This is a genomic window from Bradyrhizobium sp. S3.7.6 (assembly GCF_054061875.1).
The window spans coordinates 7,238,144-7,263,126 of record NZ_JBSSEQ010000001.1; the positions used below are offsets into that span (position 1 = coordinate 7,238,144).

18 protein-coding genes are annotated in these 24,983 nt (G+C 65.0%); 10 read left to right on the forward strand and 8 right to left on the reverse strand.

The features are described 5' to 3' along the window. The first annotated feature begins 48 nt into the window (after positions 1-48). Genes ACVJ5M_RS35185 through ACVJ5M_RS35195 form a run of 3 tightly spaced genes read left to right on the forward strand, consistent with a single transcriptional unit; the run spans position 49 to position 3,077 of the window. Entirely contained in the window at positions 49-1,479 is a 1,431-nt protein-coding gene (locus ACVJ5M_RS35185; protein WP_283018544.1) for a TolC family outer membrane protein, read from the forward strand. 25 nt (positions 1,480-1,504) lie between these two features. Continuing rightward, entirely contained in the window at positions 1,505-2,068 is a 564-nt protein-coding gene (locus tag ACVJ5M_RS35190; protein WP_063986554.1) for a P-loop NTPase family protein, read from the forward strand. 46 nt (positions 2,069-2,114) lie between these two features. Further along, positions 2,115-3,077 carry an amidohydrolase family protein gene (locus tag ACVJ5M_RS35195; protein WP_063984612.1) on the forward strand — a complete coding sequence of 321 codons (963 nt, stop codon included), beginning with the start codon at positions 2,115-2,117 and terminating at the stop codon, positions 3,075-3,077. 20 nt (positions 3,078-3,097) lie between these two features. Here ACVJ5M_RS35195 and ACVJ5M_RS35200 read toward each other — a convergent pair whose 3' ends face one another. From ACVJ5M_RS35200 to ACVJ5M_RS35210, 3 genes are all read right to left on the reverse strand, one after another. Continuing rightward, positions 3,098-6,214: an efflux RND transporter permease subunit gene (locus ACVJ5M_RS35200; protein ID WP_063984613.1), complete on the reverse strand. Its 3,117-nt coding sequence runs from the start codon at positions 6,212-6,214 to the stop codon at positions 3,098-3,100. Between the two features lie 29 nt (positions 6,215-6,243). Further along, entirely contained in the window at positions 6,244-7,488 is a 1,245-nt protein-coding gene (locus ACVJ5M_RS35205) for an efflux RND transporter periplasmic adaptor subunit (RefSeq protein WP_063984614.1), read from the reverse strand. A 145-nt stretch (positions 7,489-7,633) separates the two neighbouring features. Next, positions 7,634-9,046 carry a CoA transferase gene (locus ACVJ5M_RS35210; RefSeq protein WP_354099377.1) on the reverse strand — a complete coding sequence of 471 codons (1,413 nt, stop codon included), beginning with the start codon at positions 9,044-9,046 and terminating at the stop codon, positions 7,634-7,636. Positions 9,047-9,159: 113 nt separating this feature from the next. On the opposite strand from ACVJ5M_RS35210, the gene ACVJ5M_RS35215 reads away from it, so the two are divergent. Together ACVJ5M_RS35215 and ACVJ5M_RS35220 are read left to right on the forward strand one after the other, a co-directional pair. After that, positions 9,160-9,447 carry a hypothetical protein gene (locus ACVJ5M_RS35215; protein WP_063984616.1) on the forward strand — a complete coding sequence of 96 codons (288 nt, stop codon included), beginning with the start codon at positions 9,160-9,162 and terminating at the stop codon, positions 9,445-9,447. A 176-nt stretch (positions 9,448-9,623) separates the two neighbouring features. Further along, on the forward strand, positions 9,624-10,394 hold the full coding sequence (locus tag ACVJ5M_RS35220; protein ID WP_063984617.1) for an SDR family NAD(P)-dependent oxidoreductase: 771 nt from the start codon (positions 9,624-9,626) through the stop codon (positions 10,392-10,394). A 255-nt stretch (positions 10,395-10,649) separates the two neighbouring features. Here the strand turns inward: ACVJ5M_RS35220 and ACVJ5M_RS35225 are convergent, their stop codons facing one another. The 4 genes from ACVJ5M_RS35225 to ACVJ5M_RS35240 are packed head-to-tail and all read right to left on the reverse strand — an operon-like array spanning position 10,650 to position 16,293. After that, positions 10,650-12,824, reverse strand: coding sequence for an error-prone DNA polymerase (locus ACVJ5M_RS35225; protein ID WP_456679591.1), 2,175 nt, complete (start codon positions 12,822-12,824; stop codon positions 10,650-10,652). Next, positions 12,736-14,025, reverse strand: a complete 1,290-nt coding sequence (locus ACVJ5M_RS35230; protein ID WP_456679592.1) for a PHP domain-containing protein — start codon at positions 14,023-14,025, stop codon at positions 12,736-12,738. The genes ACVJ5M_RS35225 and ACVJ5M_RS35230 overlap by 89 nt, the downstream gene beginning before the upstream one ends. Continuing rightward, on the reverse strand, positions 14,022-15,608 hold the full coding sequence (locus tag ACVJ5M_RS35235) for a Y-family DNA polymerase (protein WP_063984619.1): 1,587 nt from the start codon (positions 15,606-15,608) through the stop codon (positions 14,022-14,024). The genes ACVJ5M_RS35230 and ACVJ5M_RS35235 overlap by 4 nt, the downstream gene beginning before the upstream one ends. Then, entirely contained in the window at positions 15,511-16,293 is a 783-nt protein-coding gene (locus ACVJ5M_RS35240; protein WP_063984620.1) for an ImuA family protein, read from the reverse strand. The genes ACVJ5M_RS35235 and ACVJ5M_RS35240 overlap by 98 nt, the downstream gene beginning before the upstream one ends. Before the next feature lie 163 nt (positions 16,294-16,456). On the opposite strand from ACVJ5M_RS35240, the gene ACVJ5M_RS35245 reads away from it, so the two are divergent. The 3 genes from ACVJ5M_RS35245 to ACVJ5M_RS35255 all read left to right on the forward strand — a co-directional run bounded on the left by ACVJ5M_RS35245 (position 16,457) and on the right by ACVJ5M_RS35255 (position 20,870). Further along, positions 16,457-17,692, forward strand: a complete 1,236-nt coding sequence (locus ACVJ5M_RS35245) for a putative DNA modification/repair radical SAM protein (protein ID WP_231144422.1) — start codon at positions 16,457-16,459, stop codon at positions 17,690-17,692. Further along, positions 17,692-19,134 (forward strand): UdgX family uracil-DNA binding protein, encoded by a 1,443-nt coding sequence (locus tag ACVJ5M_RS35250; protein ID WP_354095224.1) that lies wholly within the window; start codon positions 17,692-17,694, stop codon positions 19,132-19,134. The genes ACVJ5M_RS35245 and ACVJ5M_RS35250 overlap by 1 nt, the downstream gene beginning before the upstream one ends. A gap of 107 nt (positions 19,135-19,241) precedes the next feature. Then, positions 19,242-20,870 (forward strand): inorganic phosphate transporter, encoded by a 1,629-nt coding sequence (locus ACVJ5M_RS35255; RefSeq protein WP_063984623.1) that lies wholly within the window; start codon positions 19,242-19,244, stop codon positions 20,868-20,870. A gap of 71 nt (positions 20,871-20,941) precedes the next feature. Here the strand turns inward: ACVJ5M_RS35255 and ACVJ5M_RS35260 are convergent, their stop codons facing one another. Further along, on the reverse strand, positions 20,942-22,114 hold the full coding sequence (locus ACVJ5M_RS35260; protein ID WP_063984624.1) for a M20 aminoacylase family protein: 1,173 nt from the start codon (positions 22,112-22,114) through the stop codon (positions 20,942-20,944). Between the two features lie 211 nt (positions 22,115-22,325). Between ACVJ5M_RS35260 and ACVJ5M_RS35265 the strand changes: the two genes are divergently transcribed. Both ACVJ5M_RS35265 and ACVJ5M_RS35270 read left to right on the forward strand, forming a co-directional pair. Continuing rightward, positions 22,326-23,945, forward strand: a complete 1,620-nt coding sequence (locus ACVJ5M_RS35265) for a GMC family oxidoreductase (protein WP_063984625.1) — start codon at positions 22,326-22,328, stop codon at positions 23,943-23,945. Positions 23,946-23,955: 10 nt separating this feature from the next. Continuing rightward, positions 23,956-24,837 (forward strand): alpha/beta fold hydrolase, encoded by an 882-nt coding sequence (locus ACVJ5M_RS35270; RefSeq protein ID WP_063984626.1) that lies wholly within the window; start codon positions 23,956-23,958, stop codon positions 24,835-24,837. The last annotated feature ends 146 nt before the right edge of the window (positions 24,838-24,983 follow it).

The window sequence follows — 24,983 nt, forward strand, 5'->3', positions numbered from 1 at the left end:
AGAGGCCACCGTCGGCGGGGGCGGACAGCCGGGGTTTAGCAGGATTACATGATTGGGCGTGCCGCCAGAGTTGGTCGCGTGATGACGCGGCATCGATCGGGCGTGGGTCCTGTGCTTGCGACATGGACCACGCTGGCGCTCTGTTGCGCCCTGCCCTCAGCCGCATGGGCGGAAGCCCTGCCGGAGGCGCTCGCCAAGGCCTACCAGACCAACCCGCAGCTCAATGCCGAGCGCGCGCGGCAACGCGCCACGGATGAAAACGTGCCGCAGGCGCTCGCCGGCTACCGGCCGCAGATCGTGGCAAGCCTCAGCGCCGGCCTGCAATCGGTGCGCAATTTGCTGCCCGACAACACGATCCAGACCGCCAATCTGAAGCCGTGGATCATCGGCGTCACCGTGACGCAGACCCTGTTCAACGGGTTCCGCACCGCCAACAGCGTCCGCGCCGCGGAACTTCAGGTGCAGTCCGGCCGCGAGGCGCTGCGCAATGTCGGTCAGGGCGTGCTGCTCGACGCGGTCACCGCCTACACCAACGTGCTCGCCAACCAGTCACTGGTCGAGGCGCAACGCTCCAACGTCGCGTTCCTGCGCGAGACGCTCGCCGTCACTCAGCGCCGCCTCAACGCCGGCGACGTCACGCCGACCGACAGCGCCCAGGCCGAGGCGCGGCTCAGCCGGGGGCTCGCCGATCTCAACGCCGCGGAAGTCGCGCTGGCGGTGAGCCAGGCGGTCTACGCGCAGGTGATCGGCAATGCGCCAACGCAGCTTCGGCCCGCCGAAGTCGTCGACCGCTATCTGCCGAAGAGCCGCGAGGATGCGCTGACGACGGCGATCCGCCAGCACCCGGCGGTGATGGCGGCGGGCTTCGACGTCGATGTCGCCTCGACCAACATCCGCGTCGCCGAGGGCGCGCTGCTGCCGAGCGCCAGTCTTCAGGGCAGCGCCAGCAAGAGCCGCAGCAACGACCCGACGCTGAGCACCATCGCCGAAGACCAGGCCTCGATCGTCGCCAACGTCACCGCGCCGATCTACGACGGCGGCCAGGCCGCCGCACAGACCCGACAGGCCAAGGAGATCACGGCGCAGAGCCGGCTCGTGCTCGACCAGGTCCGCAACCAGGCGCGCACGGCGGCGACCAGCGCCTGGGTCGCCAATGAGGGCGCCAAGATCACGGTCTCCGCTTCCGAATCAGAGGTGAAGGCCGCGACCGTCGCGCTCCAGGGCGTGCAGCGCGAGGCCGCCGGCGGGCAGCGCACGACGGTGGACGTGCTGAACTCGCAGGCCGATTTGATCCAGGCCAAGGCCCGCCTGATCGGCGCACTGCGCGACCGCGTCATCGCCTCCTACACGCTGCTCAGCGCCGTCGGCCATCTCGACGTCAAGACGCTTAGCCTCAACACGCCGGACTATCTGCCCGAGGTGCATTACCAGCAGGTCCGCGACGCCTGGCACGGCCTGCGCACGCCGTCGGGGCAGTAGTTTCAAATCGTCTGGCCTGATGCCGATGAAGAGCCGCCGCATCCATCTGATGGGAGCTTCGGGCTCCGGCGTGACGACGCTCGGTCGCGCGCTCGCCGGCCGGCTTGCGCTGCCGCATCACGACAGCGACGATTATTTCTGGCTGCCGACCGCGCCGCCCTACCAGACGACACGCACTGCCGCGGATCGTCTGCGCCTGATGCGCGAAATGTTTCTGCCGCGTCTCGATTGGGTGCTGAGCGGAACCGTCACCGGCTGGGGCGACGAGCTCGTCCCGTTCTTCGATCTTGTCGTCTTCGTGACGACGCCGCGCGAGCTTCGCTTGCAGCGCCTGCGTGGCCGCGAGGCTACGCATTTCGGAGCTGATGCCGTCGCACAGGGTGGCTGGCGTCATGAGGAGACGGAGTCGTTCGTCGAATGGGCCTCGCGCTACGAAGCCGGCGATCGCGAGGGCCGCAGTCTCACAAAAGATGAAGCCTGGCTCGCGGGCCTGCCCTGCCCGGTCGTGCGGATCGACGGCTCACGCCGGCTTGCGGATCTTGTCGAGCAGCTATGCAGCGAAGCGGAGTTGGTTACCCGGCTGATGTGATACCGTTCCGGTCCCACCTCAAAAATAACGAAGCAGGGAGAGAACCATGCTCAACCGACGCAGCGTCCTGCTTGCCTCCCTTGCCGCCGGAGTAGCCATGACCAACAAAGCTCACGCCCGTGCGGCGCAGCCCGCGACGCCGGTCGATTTCGACGTTCCGGCCCTTGCCTGCGATTGCCACACGCACATCCATGGTGACGTCGAAAAGTTTCCGTTCTTCGCGGGGCGCGTCTATACGCCGGAACCGGCAAGCCCCGAGGAAATGGCGGCGCTGCACAAGGCGCTGCATATCGAGCGCGTGGTGATCGTGACGCCGAGCGTCTACGGCACCGACAATTCCTCCACCTTGTTCGGCATGAAGGCGCGCGGCGCGACAGCGCGCGGAGTGGCCGTGATCGACGACAAGACGACCGAAGCACAGCTCGACGCGATGCAGGCGGACGGTTTTCGCGGCAGTCGCATCAATCTCGCCACCGGCGGCGTCAGCGATCCGAATGTCGGCCGCGCGCGCTTCACCGCCGCCGTCGAGCGCATGAAGGCGCGCGGCTGGCACGTGCAGCTCTACACCACGCTGCCGATGATCTCGGCGATCAAGGAGCTCGTGCTGGCTTCGCCCGTGCCGGCCGTGTTCGACCATTTCGGCGGCCTCGAGGCGTCGCTCGGACTGGAGCAGCCGGGATTCTCCGACCTGGTCGCGCTCGTCAAATCCGGCAAGGCCTATGTGAAGATCTCGGGAGCCTATCGCTCGTCGAACCTCGCGCCCGACTATCAGGACATGGTGCCCTATGCCCGGGCGCTGATCGCGGCGAACCCGGACCGCATCGTCTGGGGCACCGACTGGCCGCATCCGGATTCCAGCCCCGTCGAGGGACGCAAGCCCACCGACATCGCGCCCTTCTATCAGATCGAAGACGGCCGGCTCCTCAACCAGCTTCCTGTGTGGGCGCCGGATGCGGAGGTGCGCAAGAAGATCCTGGTCGACAATCCCGCGCGTCTCTACGGATTCTGAGGCGCGGCGACGGCGCGCGATCAGCGCGCGCGGCGGGAGAAGAAGGAGATCAGGACCGGCAAGGTCACCAGGATCACGACCGGCGCGAGCATCATGCCGGTGACGACGACGACGGCGAGCGGCTTCTGCACCTGCGAGCCGATGCCTTCCGACAGCGCCGCCGGCAGCAGGCCGACGCCGGCAACGACGCAGGTCATCAGCACCGGCCGGAGCTGCAACTCGCCGGTGCGTATCACCGCGCTCACGCGGTCCATGCCTTCTTCGATCAGCTGGTTGAACTGCGACAGGATGATGATGCCGTCCATGACCGCAATGCCGAACAGCGCGATGAATCCGATCGCGGCGGAGACGCTGAAGGCGGTGCCGGTGATCAAGAGACCGAGCACGCCGCCGAAGATCGCCATCGGAATCACGCTCATGGCGAGCAGCGTGTCGGTCATCGAGCCGAAATTGAACCAGAGCAGCACGCCGATCAGCGCCAGCGAGATCGGCACCACGATCGACAGCCGGCGGATGGCGTCCTGGAGATTGCCGAACTCGCCGACCCAGTCCATGTGCGCGCCGGGCGGCAGCTGCACCTGCTCGGCGACCTTCTGTTGCGCCTCGCGGATCGCGCTGCCGAGGTCGCGCTCGCGCACCGAGAACTTGATCGGCAGATAGCGTTCCTGCTGCTCGCGATAGATGTAGGCGGCACCGGAGACGAGGCTGATGGTGGCGACCTCGCTCAGGGGAATCTGCGTGACGGTGCCGTTGGGGCCAGGCGCGCCGATGCGCAAATTCTGGATCGCCTCGGCGCTCCTGCGATATTCCGGCGCGAGGCGGACGATGATCGGGAAGTGACGATCGGAGCCCGGCTCGTAGAGATCGCCCGCGGTATCGCCGCCGATCGCGACCTTGATCGTGGCGTTGATGTCGCCGGGCGCGAGCCCATAGCGCGCGGCCTTGGCACGGTCGATGTCAATCTGAATGGTCGGCTGCCCGAGCGAGGTGAACACCGCAAGGTCGGTGACGCCTTGCACTGTCGCCAGCACCGACTTGATCTTGTTGGCGGTGTCGGTGAGCGCCTGGAGATCGCTGCCGAACAGCTTGATCGAGTTCTCGCCCTTCACGCCCGAGACGGCTTCGGAGACGTTGTCCTGGAGATATTGCGAGAAGTTGAATTCGACGCCGGGGAAGCGATCGTCGAGCTGCTTCAACAGCTGCGCGGTCAACTCTTCCTTGTCGTGCGTTCCCGGCCATTGGCTTGCGGGCTTGAGGGGGGCGAAGAACTCGGCGTTGAAGAAGCCGGCAGCGTCGGTGCCGTCATCGGGGCGGCCATGCTGCGACACCACGGATTCCACCTCGGGCCGGGCACGGATCAGCTTGCGCATCTCGTTGACGTAGGTGTTGCCTTCCTGGAGCGAGATGGTCGGCGGCAGCGTGGCGCGGATCCAGAGATTGCCCTCTTCCAGCTTGGGCAGGAATTCGAGGCCGAGCAGGCGGCTGAGCGCCACCGTCATCAGCACGAGACCGACCGCGCCGCCGAGCATGATGCCGCGGTTGGCGACGGCCCAATTCAGCACCGGCATGTAGATCCGGTGCAGGATCCGCATGACCCTCGTCTCGGTCTCCTCGAGATGCGCAGGCAGAATGATCGCGGACAGCGCCGGGGTAACCGTGAAGGTCGCGAGCAGCCCGCCGGCGAGCGCATAGGCATAGGTGCGCGCCATCGGCCCGAAGATGTTGCCCTCGACGCCGGACAGCGTGAACAACGGCAGGAACGCCGCGATGATGATGGCGGCGGCAAAGAAGATCGAGCGCGACACGTCGGCGGCGGCGCTGAGGATGGCGTGGCTCTTCATGCCGAACAGCGTCTCGGGCGACATCTGCTCGGATTCCGACACCGGCGTGGTCTGCGTCAGGCGGCGGAAGATCGCTTCCACCATGATGACGGTGGCGTCGACGATGAGGCCGAAATCGATCGCGCCGACCGACAGCAGATTCGCGGATTCCCCGCGTAGCACCAGGATGATCACGGCGAAGAACAGCGCGAACGGAATCGTGGCGCCGACGATCAGCGCGCTGCGGAGATCGCCGAGGAACATCCACTGCAACAGTACGATGAGCAGGATGCCGACCACCATGTTGTGCAACACGGTGTGGGTGGTGAGTTCGATCAGGTCCCCGCGATCGTAGATGCGCTCGATGCGCACGCCGGGCGGCAGGATGCTGGAGTTGTTGATGGTTTGAACGAGCTGGTGGACGCGCTTGATGGTTGGCGAGCTTTGCTCACCGCGGCGCATCAGGACGATGCCCTGCACGATGTCGTCGGAATCGTCGATGCCGGCAATGCCGAGACGGGGTTTTTGGCCGACAGTGACGGTGGCGACGTCCTTGACCAGCACCGGATTGCCGTTGGTCTGCGAGACCATGGTGTTGGCGAGGTCGTCGATCGAACGGATCAGGCCGACGCCGCGTACCACGGCCGATTGCTGGCCGATATTGACGGTGTTGCCGCCGACATTGACGTTGGAATTGCTGACCGCCTGGAGCAATTGCGGCAGTGTCAGGCCGTTGGCGACCAGCTTGTTGAAATCGACCTGGAGCTCGTAGGTCTTGCTCTTGCCGCCCCAGCCGGTGACGTCGATGACGCCGGGCACGGCGCGGAAGCGGCGCTGCAGAATCCAGTCCTGGATGGTCTTGAGATCGAGCACGCTGTAGTTCGGCGGACCGACGAGGCGGTAGCGGAAGATTTCGCCGATCGGGCTGAGCGGCGAGATCTGCGGCTGCACATTACCCGGCAGCGGCGCGAGCTGCGCCAGGCGGTTCAAGACCTGCTGCTGCGCCTCGTCATAGGTGTAGGCGAAGGAGAACTGGAGCTTGATGTCGGAGAGGCCGTAGAGCGAGATGGTGCGGATCGTCGTGAGGTTCTTCAGACCCGCGACCTGGGTCTCGATTGGAATCGTGATGTAGCGCTCGATCTCTTCCGCCGACAGGCCCGGGCTCTGCGTCACGATGTCGACCATCGGCGGCGTCGGATCGGGATAGGCCTCGATGTTGAGCTGGTTGAACGCGATCAGGCCGCCGATCAGCACGGCGAAGAACATCCCGACCATCAGGAAGCGCCGGTTGACGGCAAGGGCGACGAGACGATCCATTCAGGTCTTCAATTTTCTTGGGTCGTCGATCAGCTACCGGACGCCGCGCGGTCGATGAACAGGCTGCCCTTGGTGACGACCTGCTCGCCTGGCTTCAGATTGCTGGTGACCTCGACGAAATTGCCATTGATGAGGCCGGTCTTGATCTGGCGCAGCTCGACCGACTTGTCCTCGCGCGCGACCCAGATGCGGACCTTGTCGGCCTCGTAGATCAAAGCCTGCTTCGGCACCGCCGGCGCGGCACGGTCGCCGGCCGAATAGATCGTGACGTTGGCGAACATTTCCGGCTTGAGCAGGCCGTCCTTGTTGTCGATGGTCGCGCGAACCAGCAGGCGGCGGGTGTTGGGATCGATGGCGGCGGCGACGTAGTTGATCTTGGCGGTCAGGGGGTGGCCCGGCAGCGCCATCACGTTGACGCTGATGTCCTGGCCGATGCACACCGCGGCCGCATCGCTCTCGCGCACGAAGGCGGTGAGCCAGACCGTGGAGAGGTCGCCGATCACGAAGACCGGATCGCTGGCGCCGGAATTGACGTATTGGCCCGGACCGATCTTGCGCTGCACGACGGTGCCGGAGATCGGCGAATAGATCGTGATCTCCCGATCGATGACGCCCTTGTCCTGGAATGCCTTGATGGTCTCGTCGGTGAAGCCGAGGATGCGCAGCTTGTTGCGCGCGGCTTCCAGCGCCGTCCCCGAGGAGCGCACGTCGTTCTGCGCCTGGACCTGGGTCGTTTCGGCCTGCTGATAGTCCTTCAGCGGAATGGCGCGGCCCTCATAGAGGTCCTTGGCGCGCCTGAACTGGATGTCGGCAAGATCGATCGCAGACTTCGCCTTGTTCTGCGCGGTCATCGCCGCGATGAAATCGTTCTGGGCCTGCACGGTGTCGGCGGCCTCGATCGTGAACAGCGGTTGACCTTGCTTCAGCATCTCGCCCGGCTTGGCGAGCAGCTTGGTCACCCGGCCCGCATAGGGCGAGAACACCGGCGTCGAGCGATCCTCGTCGACCGCGACCTTGCCCTCGGTGACATATTCGGCCCGGAAGGTCTTGGCCTTGACCGGCTCGATCGTCAGCGTCGCCCACTCGGACGGCGTCGGCGTGAAATTCTGCGCATTCCTGCGCGACTGGCTGGAGACCTCGGAGTGGCTCTTTTCCTTGGCCCCCGCACGCAGGAAGCCATAGGCACCGGCGCAGGCGAGTGCCAGTAAAACTACGGATGTGATCACCCGTTGTTTTGTAAACACCTGCAATCGCTTGGTATTTTCAACTACCATGGGGCCCGGTCAAGTCTGCGACGATCTCGGCAGACGCCTGCCTTATCGGTCGCGCTAATAGTGCTGAATTGGGATTTCAAACAACCTAAAAAACGCCAGCCACCTTTCCGTTTGCGTTAAAATATTGCATCGCGTCAGCTTCACGTCAGTTTCGCGCCGGCCACTGTGGCGGATGACTGCCGAGCGGCATCGCCGGGCGGCTCCATCGCGCCGGCGTGGTCGACAGCAGCGCAGAATGGCGCACTGCCTTCAACGTGCCGAAGCCAGATGGCACGGACTCGATGAATGCAGCATGTACGGCCTCGCCCGTAAGATCCGGGGTATCCAGGCCGCCATCGAGCCGGCCGAGCTTCCACAGCCAGCGTCCGGTCTGCGCCAGCGACACGCGCACGTGCCAGCTCCCGCCCTCGCGGGCCTGGCGTGCCTTGGCCATCATCGCACCGAACGCCATCAGATAGCCGGTGGCATGGTCGAGCATCTGCGCCGGCAATTCCTTGGGACCGTCGATGCCCGCGGCCTGCCCCTCGGCGTGGTTGAAGCCCGTCGTGGTCTGCACCAGTGAATCGAAACCGCGCCGCTCCGCCCAGGGGCCGGCATGGCCATAGGCCGACAGCGTGACATAGACGATGCCGGGATTGATGTTCGCTGCATCCTCCGGCGCGAACCCGAGGGCTGCGAGCGCTCGCGGGCGATAGCCTTGCGAGAAGATGTCCGCGCCCTTCAACAGCTCGCGCAGCTGCGCCCTGCCCGCCTCGCTTTTCAGCTCGACCAACGTGGTGAGCTTGCCGCGGCCGGTATCGATGGTGAGCCAGGGAATGGCCGGCAGCTCCGGCCCCGAGACGAGCAGCACATCCGCGCCGTGCGCGGCGAGCGTGCGACCGGCAACGGGGCCTGCGATGACGCGCGAGAGATCGAGCACGCGCAGCCCGGAAAGCGGACGATCGCCGTTCGACAATCCCTGCGGCCACGGCTTTGGCGGGGCCTCGCCGATCTTCTCGATCGAGACCAGCGGCAGTTCGGCGAGCGCGCGCGCCTGCGGCAGCGCGGACCATTCGTCGTAGGAACGCATCAGGGCGACGACGCCGCCCGCGGCATAGGCCGCAGTTTCAAAATCCTCGCCCTTCCATTGCATCAACGCGGCCTGAACCTTGTCGCGCTCGGGCTCGCAGCCGAGCACGTTGCAGACGGCGTCGCGATGATGCGGGAAATTGGTGTGACAGCGGACGAAGCGGTTGTCGCCGGTCTTGTAGACACCGGCGATGGCGTCCCAGGCTGGCGGTGGTGGCTTGTCGTCGAGGCGCAAATAACGCTCCGAACGGCATTCGGCGACGGCGTGGCGCATGTCGACGGAGACGTCCTGCGTCTCACAGCTGCGCAGTCTCCAGATTTCGGCGGCGGCAAGGCCGGCGGCGGCGATCGTCGTCTGTCCGGCGACAGCGACGCGAAATGAGGACGGAATTTGCGACTCCTCGCCGGTCAGCCGCACGCGTCCGAGCGCGGCCCTGTCGCCGCCGATGGAGGTCCAGAGATCCCTAAGAATATCGGCGGGGCTTTGCATGACCGCTTCTCTCCCTTTCAGATTTGAGCATGATCCTTTCGGAAATCCGCTGCGCATTTTCCGGATCATGCTGTAGTTTTCGCGACCATGTCATGATCGCAGAAAGGAATGCAATGGCTGCCGTAGATCCCCTCACCGCAGGCGCCGTGTTCATCGCAACGGCGGCCACCGACGCAGTCTATGTCATGTTCACCTCGGCCGTGATCGCGCGCAAGCGCGTGCCGGCGGCGAACTGGAGCGCGGTCTGGTACCTGCTCTCCTCCTACGCCGTGATCAGCTACACCGAAAACCCGTTCTATGTCGCTTTCGCGGCGATCGGCTCTTGGGCCGGCGCCTACGCCTCGCTGACCTTCCTGCACCGCCCGCCCGGCGGCCCGCCGGTGGGGGCGGCACCGGAGTGAGGGAACCGCCTCTCCGCGTCGTCATTGCGAGGAGCCCTTGCGACGAAGCAATCCAGACTGTCTCTGCGGATGCATTTCTGGATTGCTTCGCTACGCTCGCAATGACGAATTGGAGAGTTCAGCATGTCTCCTGAAACGGCTACACTCTTTGCACCAACAAAAAGGAAAACCAAACAATGGATCTCGGTCTCAAAGGCAAGAACGCCATCGTCCTCGGCGGCACGCGCGGCATCGGGCGGGCGATTGCGGCAACGCTGGCCGGCGAAGGCGCCAATGTCGCGGTGTGCGCGCGCAACGCGGATCAGGTTGCGGCGACCGTCACTGAACTCAAGGCAAGCGGAATCCGTGCCAGCGGCGGACCGGTCGACGTCACCGACGGCGCGGCGCTGAAATCTTGGATCGAGACCGCTGCAAAGGAGCTCGGCGGCGTCGACCTGCTGTTCGCCAATGCCGGCGCGATGGCGCAGGGCCACGATGCAGCATCCTGGGAGCAGAACTTCCGGCTCGACGTGCTCGGCGCCGTGCATGCGTTCGACGCCGCGCGGCCGTTCCTCGAGGCCAGCGGCGAAAAGAGCGGAGATGCCGCCTTCGTCATCATCTCCTCGATCTCGGCGGCGCAGGCCGATCTCGCCAGCTCCTACGGCCCGATCAAGGCGGCGCTGATCCACATGGCCAAGGGATTGGCGCGGCAATACGCAAAGAAGAAGATCCGCGTCAACGTGGTGTCGCCCGGCACGGTCTATTTCAAGGGCGGCGTCTGGAATATGATCGAGCAGAAGATGCCGGAGCGCTACAATGATGCGATGAAGCGCAATCCGACGGGCCGCATGGCAACGCCACAGGAGATCGCAAGCGCGGCGGTGTTTCTGGCAAGCCCGGTGTCGGGGTTCACCACGGGCTCCAATCTCGTCGTGGACGGCGCGATCTCGAACCGGGTGAATTTTTGAGACGAGCACACTGTCGTCGCCCGGCTTGACCGGGCGACCCAGTATTCCAGAGACGGCTCGGCTAGAGCCGAGGGGCCGCAGCGTACTGGATACCCCGCTTTCGCGGGGTATGACACCGAGAGTCTGACACGGCCCGGCTCAACAAGCTCGTCATTGCGAGCGCAGCGAAGCAATCCAGAGTCTTTCCGCGGGCGGCAGTCTGGATTGCTTCGCTGCGCTCGCAATGACGGTGTGGCGACATTCTGCGTCACATTCTCAATGAAAATCCCGCGATGGCGGCAGGATGCGGACGTTGCGGGGGTGACGGATTTTTTGCGCCGGCATATCCGCGTGGGCCCCGGGATCGTCGTTGAGGGGCTCGATCAGATCGGCGCCTGCCGGCACCGGATGCTTGCGGCTCAGCGCGTCGTTGGCGAGGCCGACCAGATCGTGCGAGCGGTCGACCATGCGCTGGGCGATGAGATGCGTCACCTTTTCGGGGCTGCTCTGGATATAGCCCTCGACCAGGATGAGGCGCGCGCCCATCACCTCCTTGCGGTACTGCTCCATGATCTTGGGCCACACCACGACATTCGCGATGCCGGTCTCGTCCTCCAGCGTCATGAACACGACGCCGCTGGCGCTGCCCGGCCGCTGCCGCACCAGCACCACGCCGGCGCAGCGGACGCGGCGCCGCTCGTTCTCATGGCTGACGTCCCTGCAGGCCACCACACGCTCGCGCGAAAACATCTCGCGCAAAAATTCCATCGGATGGCCCTTCAGCGATAGCCGGATGGTCTGGTAGTCCGCGACCACCTGCTCGGCCCGCGGCATCTCCGGCAACGGTTTTGCGTGCTCGTCCGGCTGCTCGCGCGCGGTCGCGGCCTCGAACAGCGGCAGCGACACGTCGTCGGGCAGCCGCCGCACCTGCCACAGCGCCTCGCGGCGGTCGAGGCCGAGCGAGCGGAACGCGTCGGCATCCGCGAGCAGGATCAGCGCACGCTTGGGCAGCCCGGTGTCGCGGGCGAAGTCTTCGAGCGAGGTGAAGGGACCGCTGTTGCGGGCGTCGATGATCAGGTCGGCCCAGTCTTTCTGAGTGACGTAGACCTTGCCTTGCCGTTTCGCCTGCGCCTCTTTGAGCAACTCCTCATCGGGATCGAGCCAGTGAAAGCCGTCGATCTGACGGAAGCCCAGGCGCACGGCGCAGTATTTGCCGTCGGTGTTCTCCAGCGTGTTTTGCGCAAAGCTGCAGGATACGTCGATGTCGCGCACCTCGACGCCGTTCTTGCGGGCGTCGCCGACGATCTGCGCCGGCGCGTAAAAGCCCATGGGCTGCGAGTTCAACAGGCCGCAACAGAACGCATCGGGGTGATGATATTTCAGCCATGACGAGATGTAGACGAGCTGAGCAAAGCTCGCGGCATGGCTCTCTGGAAAACCGTAGGAGCCAAAGCCCTTGATCTGGTCAAAGCAGCTTCTGGCGAAGTTGGGATCGTAGCCGCGCGCGACCATGTTGCCGATCAGCTTCTCCTCGTATTGGCCGATGGTGCCGACATTGCGGAAGGTCGCCATTGAGCGGCGCAGGCCGTTAGCCTCCTCGGAGGTGAACTTTGCTGCTTCGATCGCGATTCGCATGGCCTGTTCCTGAAACAGCGGCACGCCCTTCGTCTTGTGCAGCACCTTGTAGAGCTCATCCGCGGGACCATGCTCGGGCGATGGCGAGGGATAGGTCACTTTCTCGATCCCGTTACGCCGTCGCAAATAGGGATGCACCATGTCGCCCTGGATTGGCCCCGGCCGCACGATCGCGACTTCGATGACAAGGTCGTAGAAGGTCCGCGGCTTCAACCGCGGCAACATGTTCATCTGGGCGCGGCTCTCGACCTGGAACACGCCGAGGGATTCCCCAGCACACAGCATGTCGTAAACCTTGGGATCGTCCTGAGGGACACTCGCCAGCACCCAGCGCTTGCCCTTGTGGTGGTCGATCAAATCAAAACATTTCCGGATGCAGGTCAGCATGCCCAGCGCGAGCACGTCGACCTTCATCATGTTGAGCGCGTCGACGTCGTCCTTGTCCCATTCGATGAAGGTGCGGTCGTCCATCGCGGCGTTGCCGATCGGCACATAGGTGTCGAGCCGGTCCTGCGTCAGTACATAGCCCCCGACATGCTGGGAGAGATGGCGCGGGAATTCGATCAGCTCGGTCGCGAGCTCGACCGCGAGGTTGATCATGGGATTGTTGGGATCGAGCCCGGCCTGCCTGACCTGCATGTCGTTGAGGCCCTTGCCCCAGCTTCCCCAGACGGTGTCGGCAAGCGCAGCGGTGACGTCCTCGGTCAGGCCCAGCGCCTTGCCGACGTCACGGATGGCGCTGCGCGGGCGGTAATGGATGATCGTGGCGATGATCGCGGCGCGGTGGCGGCCGTAGCGGCGATAGACATATTGCATCACCTCCTCGCGCCCGCGAATGCTCGAAATCGACGTCGATGTCAGGCGGCTCCAGCCGCTCCTTGGAGATGAAGCGCTCGAACAGGAGATCGACGCTGGTCGGATTAACGGAGGTGATGCCGAGCACGTAGCAGACCGCTGAGTTCGCCGCCGATCCCCGCCCCTGGCACAGGATGTTCTGGCTGCGCGCATAATGCACGATGTCGTGCACGGTGAGGAAGTAGTGCGCGTATTTCAGCTCTGCGATCAGCGCGAGCTCTTTCTTCAGGGTCGCGCGAAGCTTGTCATCGATGTTGCCGCCGAAATATGTCTGCACGCCCGCCCAGGTCAGATCCTCCAGATGCCCCTGCGCGGTCTTGCCCCGCGGCACAGGTTCGTCCGGATACTGGTATTTGAGTTGGTCGAGCGTGAAATCGATCTTGCCCGCAAAGCGCATGGTCTCCGCGATCGCCTCGGGAAAATCTCGGAACAGCCGCGACATTTCGCGTGGCGTCTTCAGGAAGCGCTCGGCATTGGCTTCGAGCTTCCGTCCGACCGCCTCGATCGTGGTCTTTTCCCGGATGCAGGTGAGCACGTCCTGGAGCGGGCGGCGGCCGGGATGGTGATAGAGCACCTCGTTGGTTGCGAGCAGCGGCACGTTTGCTTTGGCGGCGAGATCATCGAGCCGCGCCAGGCGGCGGCGGTCGTCGCCGCGATAGACCAGGCTCGCCGCCAGCCACACGCCCTCGGCGCGGCTGTCCTTAAGCTTGGCGAGAACATCCAGCGCCTGCGCGGGCTCGAAGCGATGCGGCAGCGTCAGGACCAGGAGCTGGCCCTCGGAAAACTCAAGAAGGTCGACAAAAGTGAGATGGCATTCGCCCTTCTCGATCCGCGTGATGTCGTCGCCGCGCTTGCCCCTGGTGAGGAGCTGGCACAGCCGGCCATAGGCGGCGCGGTCGCGCGGATAGACAAAAATGTCGGGCGTTCCGTCGATGAAAACGATGCGCGCGCCGATCAGCAATTTCGGCTTGTGCAGCACCTTGTCATTGTCGAGCTCCTTGTAGGCGCGCACGACGCCGGCGAGCGTGTTGTGGTCGGCAATGCCGATCACGGGAATGCCGAGGATGCTCGCCTGATGCACATAGGCGCGCGGATCCGAGCCGCCGCGCAGGAAGGAGAAGTTGGTGGTGATGCCGATCTCGGCATAAGCGGGCGTGTTCATGCGAAGAGACCGTGCACATACCAGTTGGGGGGAATGGGTTTACCTTCGTCGTCGAACACCTCTCCTTCGTAAAGACCGTCGCGAAAGATCCAGAAGCGCAGGCCTTCGGCATCCTCGATGCGGAAATAATCCCGCGTCAATTGCTTGCCGTCCTGCCGCCACCATTCCATCGCGATGCGCTCGGGCCCTTCCACCCGCACCACCGCATGCAGCGCGCGCCGCCAGGTGAACTGATGCGGCGGGCCGTCGGGCACGGTCGCGAACGGCACCTTGATCGGCTCCGGTCTGTCGAACAGCCGCAGGGGGCGCAGCGGCGGCTCGCTCTCGGCGCGCGCCGGCCATTCGGCCTGCATGGCCACGGCGAGATGGTGCTGGGCAGGCGCGGCCAGCACCGCACATTCCGGGATATGGGTATCCTCAGGCAAATGCACGACGACGCGCTTTCCGCCGATGCGCGCGGCGATGCGGTCGATCAGCGCGGCGAGCTCGTCATTGTCATGGACATGGGCGTCGAGATCGCGCTGCTCCTGCACCACGATCTCGGTGCGGCTTGCCGACAGTCGTACCATGTCGAAACCGAAGCCGGGATCCAGCGGATCGGCGAGCGCATCGAGGCGCTCGCGGAACAGCCGGTCGATGACTTTGCTTTGCGTGACCGGCCGCCCGGTCTCGACCATGATCGCGCGCACCACGCCGTCGGTGCGAAAGAAGGCGGCTTCCAGGCGCCGCGCACCCTTGCCCTGCTTCTCCATGGACGCGATCAGCGTGTCGGCCAGCCGCGACAGCGTCATCGCGATCATGGTGTCGGTGGCGATCGGTTCGGCAAAGCGCTTCTCCACGATGTAATCCGGCAGCGGTTTGCGCGGATTGATCGGGGCATCGCCATGCCCCTGCGCATGCGCGAGCAGCGTGGAGAACCGCGCGCCGAACCGCGCCGTGATCTCATGCGGCTCGCGCGAGGCGACATCGCCGATGGTTTTCAGGCCGGCGCGACGCAGGCCCGTGGTGATGGCCTCGCCCGCACCGAGCGCGGACACCGGCAGCCGGCTGACCGCCGCCGCCTCCCCGCCATCGGCGACGATGGTGCCGGAGGCCTGCCGCGTCAGCGTGCGCGCGCAGACCGAGGTGCCGGCGATCGCCGCGCTGACGGCAAAACCCTGACGGGCGAGCCCGCGGACGAAGGTCTGCAACAACGCAGCCTCGCCGCCGAACAGATGCGCGCAGCCGGTGATGTCCAGAAACAGCCCGTGCGGCGGATCGAGCGCCACCAGCGGCGTGAAGCGATCGCACCAGTCGGCGACGTCGCTGAGCGTCTTCGCATCGGCCACGACATCGGCGTCGAACACTTTCAAGTCCGGACACATCGCCCGTGCATTGGCCAGGGGCTGGCCGATGTGCAAGCCGAGGCGCTCGGCGGCTTCGTCCAGCGCATGGATCACCAGCGCATTGTTGTCCTTGATGACGACGATGCTCGGATCATTGGTCTTACCCAGCGCGCCGAAGAACCGCTGAATCCGATCGATGGGCAGGCGTGGCAGCCACAGGCTGAGGATACGTCGACGGTTCAGAGAACTGGCACTCATCACATTTCCATTCCATGATCCACCGGCCGCAGGGGCCATGACGATTGCGCAAGAGCTCGGCATCGAAGCGCGGCGCGCCCCAGGCACTCCATGCCGGGCCCGGCGGCGAATGCGCCGCGCGCAGCATCCATCGCGTCTCCGCGGTCGAGGGCAGCGGCTGCGCGGCCATCCGCAACATCAGGCCGGTGACACCGGACGATTGCGCGGCCAGTGTCAGCTTACGGCTCGCCACGAGATCGAACTGCCGCGTCTCACCCCAGAGCTCGAGCACGACGGCGCCAAGCGCGTCGCAGGCGAGCGCATCGGCCGAGGTCCGCAACGCGCTCTCGACATCGGCGGCGCGCACCATCACCACGCGGCGCGGATCGAGACCGATCTCGGCAAGCCCGCTCATCGACAGCGCGCCGGTCTCGAGTTCCGAAAAATCCTGCCGCACCCACAGCAGCGGCCGGCGCCGCGAGACACGCCCCGCAAGCCCCATGACAAAACCCGTCGCGGCGGTTCCCTGCCGGCCCTCGCAAAACACCTCGTGGATCACCGCGCGCGCGAGCCCGCCCTTCAGCGCGCTGTCGACCTCGTCGTGGCCGAGCGCGACGCGATCGTGCTGATGCACGACCTCCGCCGTCTCGATGCGCTCGATCTGGCCGCGCAAGGTCGCAAGCGCGTTCATCCGTGCGCCGCTCATATACGCCGCTCCTTCAGAGGTGATTGCCGAGGTTCTCAAAAATAAGAACCTGCGGCTGGCTCATTTGTTCATGATATGTTCTAATATAAAGCTAACAGCGGCCGGGGAGTCAATCGAATTGGTGCTCATCCGGATTCGTAAGCTGAATCAAAGGGATTCCACGATGGACGTACAACGCAAGCTGGAGATTCTGGCTGATGCCGCCAAATACGATGCGTCGTGCGCCTCCAGCGGCACCGAGAAGCGGGATTCCAGCGACGGCAAGGGCATGGGCTCGACCGCACCGGGCATGGGCATCTGCCATTCCTACGCGCCGGACGGACGCTGCATCTCGCTGCTCAAAGTGCTCCTGACCAACGCCTGCAATTACAACTGCCTTTATTGCGTCAACCGCGCCTCTTCCAACGTGCCGCGTGCCCGCTTCACCATCGACGAAGTGGTCAAGCTCACGCTCGACTTCTACCGGCGCAATTACATCGAGGGCTTGTTTCTCTCCTCCGGCATCATCCGCAGCCCCGACTACACCATGGAGCAGGTGGTCAGCGTCGCGCGCAAACTGCGCGAGGAGCATCACTTTCGCGGCTACATCCATCTCAAGACCATTCCCGAGGCCGACGACGCGCTGATCGCGGAAGCCGGCAAATATGCAGATCGCCTCTCCATCAACATCGAGATGCCTGAGGAGACGAGCCTGCAGCAATACGCACCGGAAAAGGATGTGCGCGCGATCCGCCGCACCATGGGCCGGCTGCGGCTGAAGCTCGACGAGGCTGAGGAAAACCGCAGCACAAAGACGAAGGCGAGGCCGCAGCGCTTCGCGCCCGCCGGACAGAGCACGCAGATGATCGTCGGCGCCGACGCGGCCTCCGATCACACCATTCTCCACACCAGCTCCAATCTCTATGGCTCCTACAGGCTGCGGCGCGTCTATTACTCCGCCTTCAGCCCGATCCCCGATGCCAGCCGCGCTTTGCCTCTGGTACAGCCGCCGCTGCTGCGCGAGCACCGGCTCTACCAGGCCGACTGGCTGATGCGGTTCTACGGTTTCGACGTTGCGGAGATCGTCGATGACAACGCGATGCTGCCGCTCGACATCGATCCGAAGCTCGCCTGGGCGCTGCGCCATCGCGACCGCTTCCCGCTCGACGTCAACCGCGCCAGCCGCGAGGAGCTGTTGCGCGTGCCCGGCTTCGGCACCAAGGCGGTCGAACGCATCATCGCGACCCGGCGCACCACCACGATCCGCCTCTCCGATCTCGCGCGGCTGCACGTGCCCCGCAACAAGGCGCTGCCTTTCATCGTCCTCAGCGATCACCGCCCCGCGCCGCACCGCCTCGACGAGGCGCGGCTGATCGAACGGTTCAAGCCGAAGGCAACACAACTGGGGTTTGGCTTCTGATGCAGTACATCACCCTCGACACCGAAACCGATTTCGACGGCTGGCGCAAAGCCGCGCGGTCGCTCGTGCTGCATCATGTGCCGCCAACCGATGCCACCTGGACCGTACAAGGCGGCGAAGCCGAGCTGTTCGCACCGCCCGCGCCGTCTCCGATATTTGAGGTGAACGACGGCACCTTCAACGTCTCGGCAAAATTCGTCGAGCTCGCCAAGGCCGCGATCCTGCATCGCGACGGCGAGCGCTTTGCGATCCTCTATCGCCTGCTCTGGCGCTTGAAAGACAATCACGATCTCATCGAGGTCGCGACCGATCCCGATGTCGCGCAAGTCACCGCCATGGCAAGAGCAGTCCATCGCGACGAGCACAAGATGCATGCCTTCGTGCGCTTCCGCGAGATCGGACGCGAGCGCGCGGCGCATTACGTCGCCTGGTTCGAGCCGGAGCATCACATCGTCGAGCTTGCCGCGCCGTTCTTTGCCAAGCGCTTCGCCGACATGCCCTGGTCGATCCTGACACCCGATCTGTGTGCGCATTGGGACGGCCACGCGCTCTCGTTCACGTCGGGCGTGAGCAAGAACGAAGCACCCGGCGAAGACCGGTTGGAGGAAACCTGGCGGCGCTACTACGCCAGCATCTTCAATCCGGCGCGGCTGAAGGTGAAGGCAATGCAGACGGAGATGCCGAAGAAATACTGGAGGAACCTGCCCGAGGCGTCGATCATTAAGCCCTTGATCGAGGACGCCGAGCGCATGACCGGCGCCATGATCGCCAATGCCGCAACCGATCCGCACAAGCCCCAGAAGCGGCCGGAGGCTCCGATGCCACGCAAGCTGGCTGCCGACGATCTCGAAGCGCTCCGCGAGGAGGCCGCGCATTGCCGCGCCTGCCCGCTCTACAAGGACGCGACGCAGACCGTGTTCGGCGAGGGCCCGAAAGACGCGACCATCATGCTGGTCGGCGAGCAGCCCGGCGACAAGGAAGACCTCGCCGGCCACCCCTTCGTCGGCCCGGCCGGCCAGATGCTCGACCGTGCGCTTCAGGAAGCCGGCGTCGACCGCAACAAGGTCTACGTCACCAACGCGGTCAAGCACTTCAAATTCGTGCCGCGCGGAAAGATCCGTCTGCACCAGAAGCCGGCGACGCCGGAGATCCGGGCGTGCCGGCAATGGTACGAGCGGGAAGTTTCGGCAATCCAGCCCGAGCTCATCGTGGCAATGGGCGCCACCGCCGCGCAAAGCGTGTTCGGCAAGATCATCCCGATCGGCAAGACCCGTGGCCGGCTCATAGACCTGCCCGACGGCCGCAAGGCGCTGGTGACGGTGCACCCGTCCTATCTGCTCCGACTGCCCGATCCGGAAGCCAAAGTGCTGGAATATCAGCGCTTTGTCGAAGACCTGAAGATTGCCGCCGGCTTGCAGAAGAAAGCCGCACGCGCCGCCTAAATACTGGCAAATACTGGAGGGAAAGCGACTTTACGACGCAGCTGTCATCCAGCCTTCAAATCCATCGCGGACAATAGCCCTTCAAATTAGTTAAGGGGCGTCCAAAAATGACAGATGTTGCATTCGACCGTGCGGTAGGCGATCCGACGCCTGTCCAGCCGGCTTCCAGGCCAAATCTCGACAAGGGTTTTAACCCGCTCACGATGATCCTGTTCTTCGGCATCCTTGCCGCAGGCCTGCTGTTCGTTGCCTACAGCATCTATGTCGACGTCAACGCGACCGGCACGAAGGTGACGACCTTCCTGCCCTACATCCTCTTGTTCGTCGCGCTGCTGATCGCGCTCGGCTTCGAATTCGTCAACGGCTTCCACGACACCGCCAACGCGGTGGCGACCGTGATCTACACCCATTCGCTGCCGGCTGAATTCGCGGTGATGTGGTCGGGCTTCTTCAACTTCCTCGGCGTGCTGCTGTCCTCCGGCGCGGTCGCGTTCGGCATCGTCTCGCTGCTGCCGGTCGAGCTGATCCTCCAGGTCGGCTCCAGCGCCGGCTTCGCCATGGTGTTCGCACTCTTGATCGCCGCGATCATCTGGAACCTCGGTACCTGGTATTTCGGCCTGCCCGCCTCCTCCTCGCACACGCTGATCGGCTCGATCATCGGCGTCGGCATCGCCAATGCCGTCATGCGCGGCCGCGACGGCACCTCGGGCGTCGACTGGAGCAAGGCCACCGAGATCGGCTACGCGCTGCTGCTGTCGCCGCTGTTCGGTTTCATCTGCGCCGCCGTGCTGCTGCTGCTGCTCAAGTTCATCGTGCGCAACCCTGCGCTCTATGCCGCGCCCGAAGGCAACAAGGCGCCGCCGCTGTGGATCCGCGGCCTGCTGATCGCAACCTGCACCGGCGTCAGCTTCGCCCACGGCTCGAACGACGGCCAGAAGGGCATGGGCCTGATCATGCTGATCCTGATCGGCACCGTGCCGACCGCTTACGCGCTTAACCGCGCGCTGCCGGAGAGCCAGGTCGCCCAGTTCCAGAAGGTCTCGGACGCAGCCTCCAAGGTGATCGCGGCCAAGGGCGCCGGTCACTCGATCATCGGCGATCCCCGTCCTGCGGTGACGCAGTACATCACCTCGCACCACATCAGCGAAGGCACCTACCCCTCGCTGTCGGTGCTGGTGAAGGATGTCGGCGACCAGGTCGCGAAGTACGGCTCGCTCAACAAGGTACCGGCGGAAGTGGTCGGCAACACCCGTAACGACATGTACCTGACCTCGGAAGCGATCCGCTTCCTGATGAAGGACAAGGAAAACGACCTCAACAAGGAAGAGGTCGCGACCTTGAACGCCTACAAGGGCGGCCTCGATAGCGCCACGAAGTTCATCCCGACCTGGGTGAAGGTCGCCGTCGCCATCGCGCTCGGCCTCGGCACCATGGTCGGCTGGAAGCGCATCGTCGTCACCGTCGGTGAGAAGATCGGCAAGACCCATCTCACCTACGCACAGGGCGCCTCCGCCGAGCTGGTCGCCGCCGCCACGATCGGCGCCGCCGACGTGTTCGGCCTGCCGGTCTCGACCACCCACGTGCTGTCGTCCGGCGTCGCCGGCACCATGGCCGCGAACGGCTCGGGCCTGCAGATGGCGACCATCCGCAACCTGCTGATGGCCTGGGTGCTGACGCTGCCCTGCGCGATCGCGCTGTCGGCCACGCTGTATGTGATCTTCTCGCAGATTTTCTGAGCCGATCATTCCGCAAAGACAAAGGGCCCGTGCGATGCACGGGCCCTCTTCGTTTGTGCTTCGGTTCGGCGTTAAGACGCCGCGAGCGACTCCTCGACCAGCTTGACCCAATAGGACGTACCGAACACGATCGCCTCGTCGTTGAAATTGTAGGCGGGGTGATGCAGACCGGCGCTGTCGCCGTTGCCGCAGAAGATGAACGCGCCGGGCCGCGCTTCCAGCATGTAGGCGAAATCCTCGCCGCCCATCAGCGGCGGCATCTCGTGCACATTGGCCTCGCCGGCAACGTTCCTGGCGATGCGCCGCGCCACCTCGGTCTCCGCGGCGTGGTTGTTCACGACAGGGTAGTTGCGCTTGTAGTGCAGGTCGATCTTGGCACCGGTGATCTGCGCCACGCCCGCCACCACTTCGTGCACGCGCTTCTCGACCAGCTTGCGCACCTCCGGCGACAACGTGCGGATGGTGCCCCTCAACGTCGCAGTCTGCGGAATGACGTTGCGGGCATTGCCGGCGTGGAATTCGCAGATCGAGATCACGGCCGATTCCAGCGGATCGACGCTGCGGGCGACGATCGACTGCAGCGCGGTGATCACCTGCGCGCCGACCAGCACGGAATCGATGCACTTGTGCGGACGCGCGGCATGGCCGCCGAGGCCCTCGATCATGATGTCGACCTCGTCGGTCGCCGCCATGATCGGGCCCGGCCGGATCGCGAACGAGCCGATCGGGATGCCCGGGCCGTTGTGCATGCCGTAGACCTGCTCGATGCCGAAGCGCTCCATCAGGCCGTCCTTGACCATGGCCGCGCCGCCGGCGCCGCCCTCCTCGGCAGGCTGGAAGATCACCACAGCATCGCCGGCGAAGTTGCGGGTCTCGGCGAGGTAGCGGGCCGCACCGAGCAGCATCGCGGTGTGGCCGTCATGGCCACAGGCGTGCATCTTGCCCGGAGTCTTGGAGGCGTAAGGCAGGTTGGTCTGCTCGTCGACGGGCAGCGCGTCCATGTCGGCACGCATGCCGATCACCTTGAGCCCGTCGCCGGCCGGCTTGCTGCCCTTGATCACGCCGACCACGCCGGTCTGCCCGAGGCCGGTCACAACCTCGTCGCAGCCGAACTCGCGCAGCCGGTCCGCAACGAATGCTGCGGTGCGGTGAACATCGTACAGCAGCTCCGGATGCTGGTGGATGTCCCGGCGCCAGGCCTGAATATCGGGTTGGAGGTCGGCGACGCGGTTCACGATGGGCATGGAGGGTCTCAAGCCTTGTTGGGAATACAGGACTGTCTACCATGCAAGCACCAGTCCACCTAACTCCCGTGGATCGAGGGTCCCCTGTGCTCTCGTCATGGCCGGGCTTGTCACCAGCTTGTCTTGGCCATCCACGTCTGACTATTAGGACGGAAAGCGCGTGGATGCCCCGGACAAGCCCGGGCATGACGCCTGTTTGGGTGGAAGCAGAATGCCGAGGCGCCTCGAAGGTGAGTTTGACTACATTGTCGTCGGAGCCGGCACGGCCGGCTGCATCATCGCCAACCGCCTCTCGGCCGTATCAGGGAATCGCGTCCTCATTCTCGAAGCCGGCGGCGACGACAACTGGATCTGGTTCCACATTCCGGTCGGCTATCTCTTCGCGATCGGCAATCCGCGCTCGGACTGGATGTTCAAGACCGAGGCGGAGCCGGGCCTGAACGGCCGCTCGCTGGCCTATCCCCGCGGCAAGGTGATCGGCGGCTCTTCGGCGATCAACGCCATGATCTCGATGCGCGGACAGGCCGCCGATTACGACCACTGGCGCCAGCTCGGCATGACCGGTTGGGGTTATGACGACGTGCTGCCGCTGTTCAAGAAACTCGAAGATCACTTCCTCGGTGCGAGCGAGCATCATGGCACCGGCGGCGGCTGGCGCATCGAGGCGCCACGGCTGTCATGGGCCGTTCTCGACGCCGTCGGCGACGCCGCCGAGGAGATGGGCATCAAGCGCATTCCCGATTTCAACACCGGCGACAACGAAGGCACCAGCTATTTCCACGTCAACCAGAAGCGCGGTCGGCGCTGGTCGTCCGCACGGGGCTTCCTCAAGCCGGCGCTGAACCGTCCCAACCTGCGGCTCGAGAAGAACGTGCTGGTCGACCGTCTCATCATCGAGCAGGGCCGCGCCGTCGGCGTGCGCTTCATCCAGAATGGCGAGGTCATCGAGGCGCGTGCCAAGCGCGAGGTGATCCTCTCGGCAGGCTCCATCGGCTCGGTGCAGGTGCTGCATCGCTCCGGCATTGGTCCCGCCGACTGGCTGTCGCCGCTCGGCATCGACATCGTGATGGACAAGCCCGGAATCGGTCGCAACCTCCAGGACCACCTCCAGCAGCGCGCGATCTACAAGGTCGAGGGCGTGCGCACGCTGAACGAGACCTACTACAATTTGTTCCGCCGTGGCCTGATGGGGCTCGACTACGCCTTCCGCCGTCGCGGACCGCTGACCATGGCGCCGTCGCAGCTCGGTATCTTCACCCGCTCCGACGCGACGCGCGCCCGCGCCAACATCCAGTTCCACGTGCAGCCGCTGTCGCTCGACAAGTTCGGTGATCCCCTGCACCGCTTCCCCGCGATCACGGTGAGCGCCTGCAATCTGCAGCCGACCTCGCGCGGCACGGTGCGGCTGCGCTCGGCGAGCGCGGACGAGAAGCCGATCATTGCGCCGAACTATTTGTCGACCGACGACGACCGCCAGGTCGGCGCCGACGCCATCCGGACCACGCGGCGACTGATGCAGCAGAAGGCGCTCGCCAAATATCGCCCGAGCGAATATCTGCCCGGCCCCACCGTCGGCGACGACGATGCCTCGCTCGCCAAGGCCGCCGGCGACATCGGCACCACCATCTTCCATCCCGTCGGCACCGCGAAGATGGGCGCGGCGAATGATCCGATGGCGGTGGTGGACGAGCGGCTGCGTTTCTACGGCCTGAGCGGCCTGCGCATTATCGACGCGTCGATCATGCCGACGATAACGTCAGGCAATACCAACACGCCGACCGCGATGATCGCCGAGAAGGGTGCGACGATGATTTTGGAGGATGCGAAGTAGCGCCCCAACCATGATCAGCCCGCATCTCTTTTCAATCGGCCCGGCCGACACAGAGATCGCCATGCTGCAATGGGGCGAGAGCGGGAGGCCGCCCGCGCTGCTCGTGCACGGCACCGGTTTCGTCGCCGACGTCTGGGACGAGGTCGCGCGCGAGCTTGCATCGAGCTACACCGTCTATGCGCTCGACCGCCGCGGCCACGGCGCGAGCCACAAGCCCGATGCCTATCATTTCCTTGATTATGCCGAGGATGTCTGCCGGGTGATCGATGCGCTCGATCTGCGCGACGTCTATGGCATCGGCCACAGCGCCGGCGCGACCGATCTTCTGCTCGCGACGAAACTTCGGCCCGGACGCTTCACACGCCTGTTCGTGATGGAGCCGACCGTGATGGACCCGCGCGCGGCGCGGCCCGGGGGATTGAACGAAGAGTCCCTCGCTCGCGTCCAGGGCACGCTGCGCCGGCGGGCCGAGTTCGACAGTGCCGACACCGTGTTCGAGCGCTACCGCGCTGCGCCGGCGTTTGCCGATTGGACCGAGACCTCGCTCCGGGCCTATGTCCAACACGGCTTCGTACCGCTGGAGAATGGCCGGGTTCGGCTTTGCTGCACGCCCGAGATCGAATTCGCAATCCTGCGTCCGATCTACGAGGCGATGGAGCAGGTCTATGTCGGCGATGCCCGCGGCAACCCGTTTGCAGGGCTCGCCGAGATCGAATGCCCCGTCCGCGTCGCGACCGCCGCGAAGTCGGGGCCGATCTACAAGGAGATGGCGCGACGCGCCGTGTCGCTGATTCCGCGTGTCAGCACGATGGTCTTTGAGGGTGCCGGGCACTGCGTGGCGCAGGAAGTGCCGGAACGCGTGGTAGCCGCCGTGCGGGAATTCGCGAAATAAGTCTCGCGCCCCGGACGCGCTGCAGCGTGCAACGCTGCTGCGCAGAGCCGGGGCCCAGACAACCCGAGCCGCGTGGGTCCCGGCTCTGCGGCGCACCGCCATAGCGCGTCGAAGACGCGCGTGAACGCGCTTTTGGGCGCTGCACC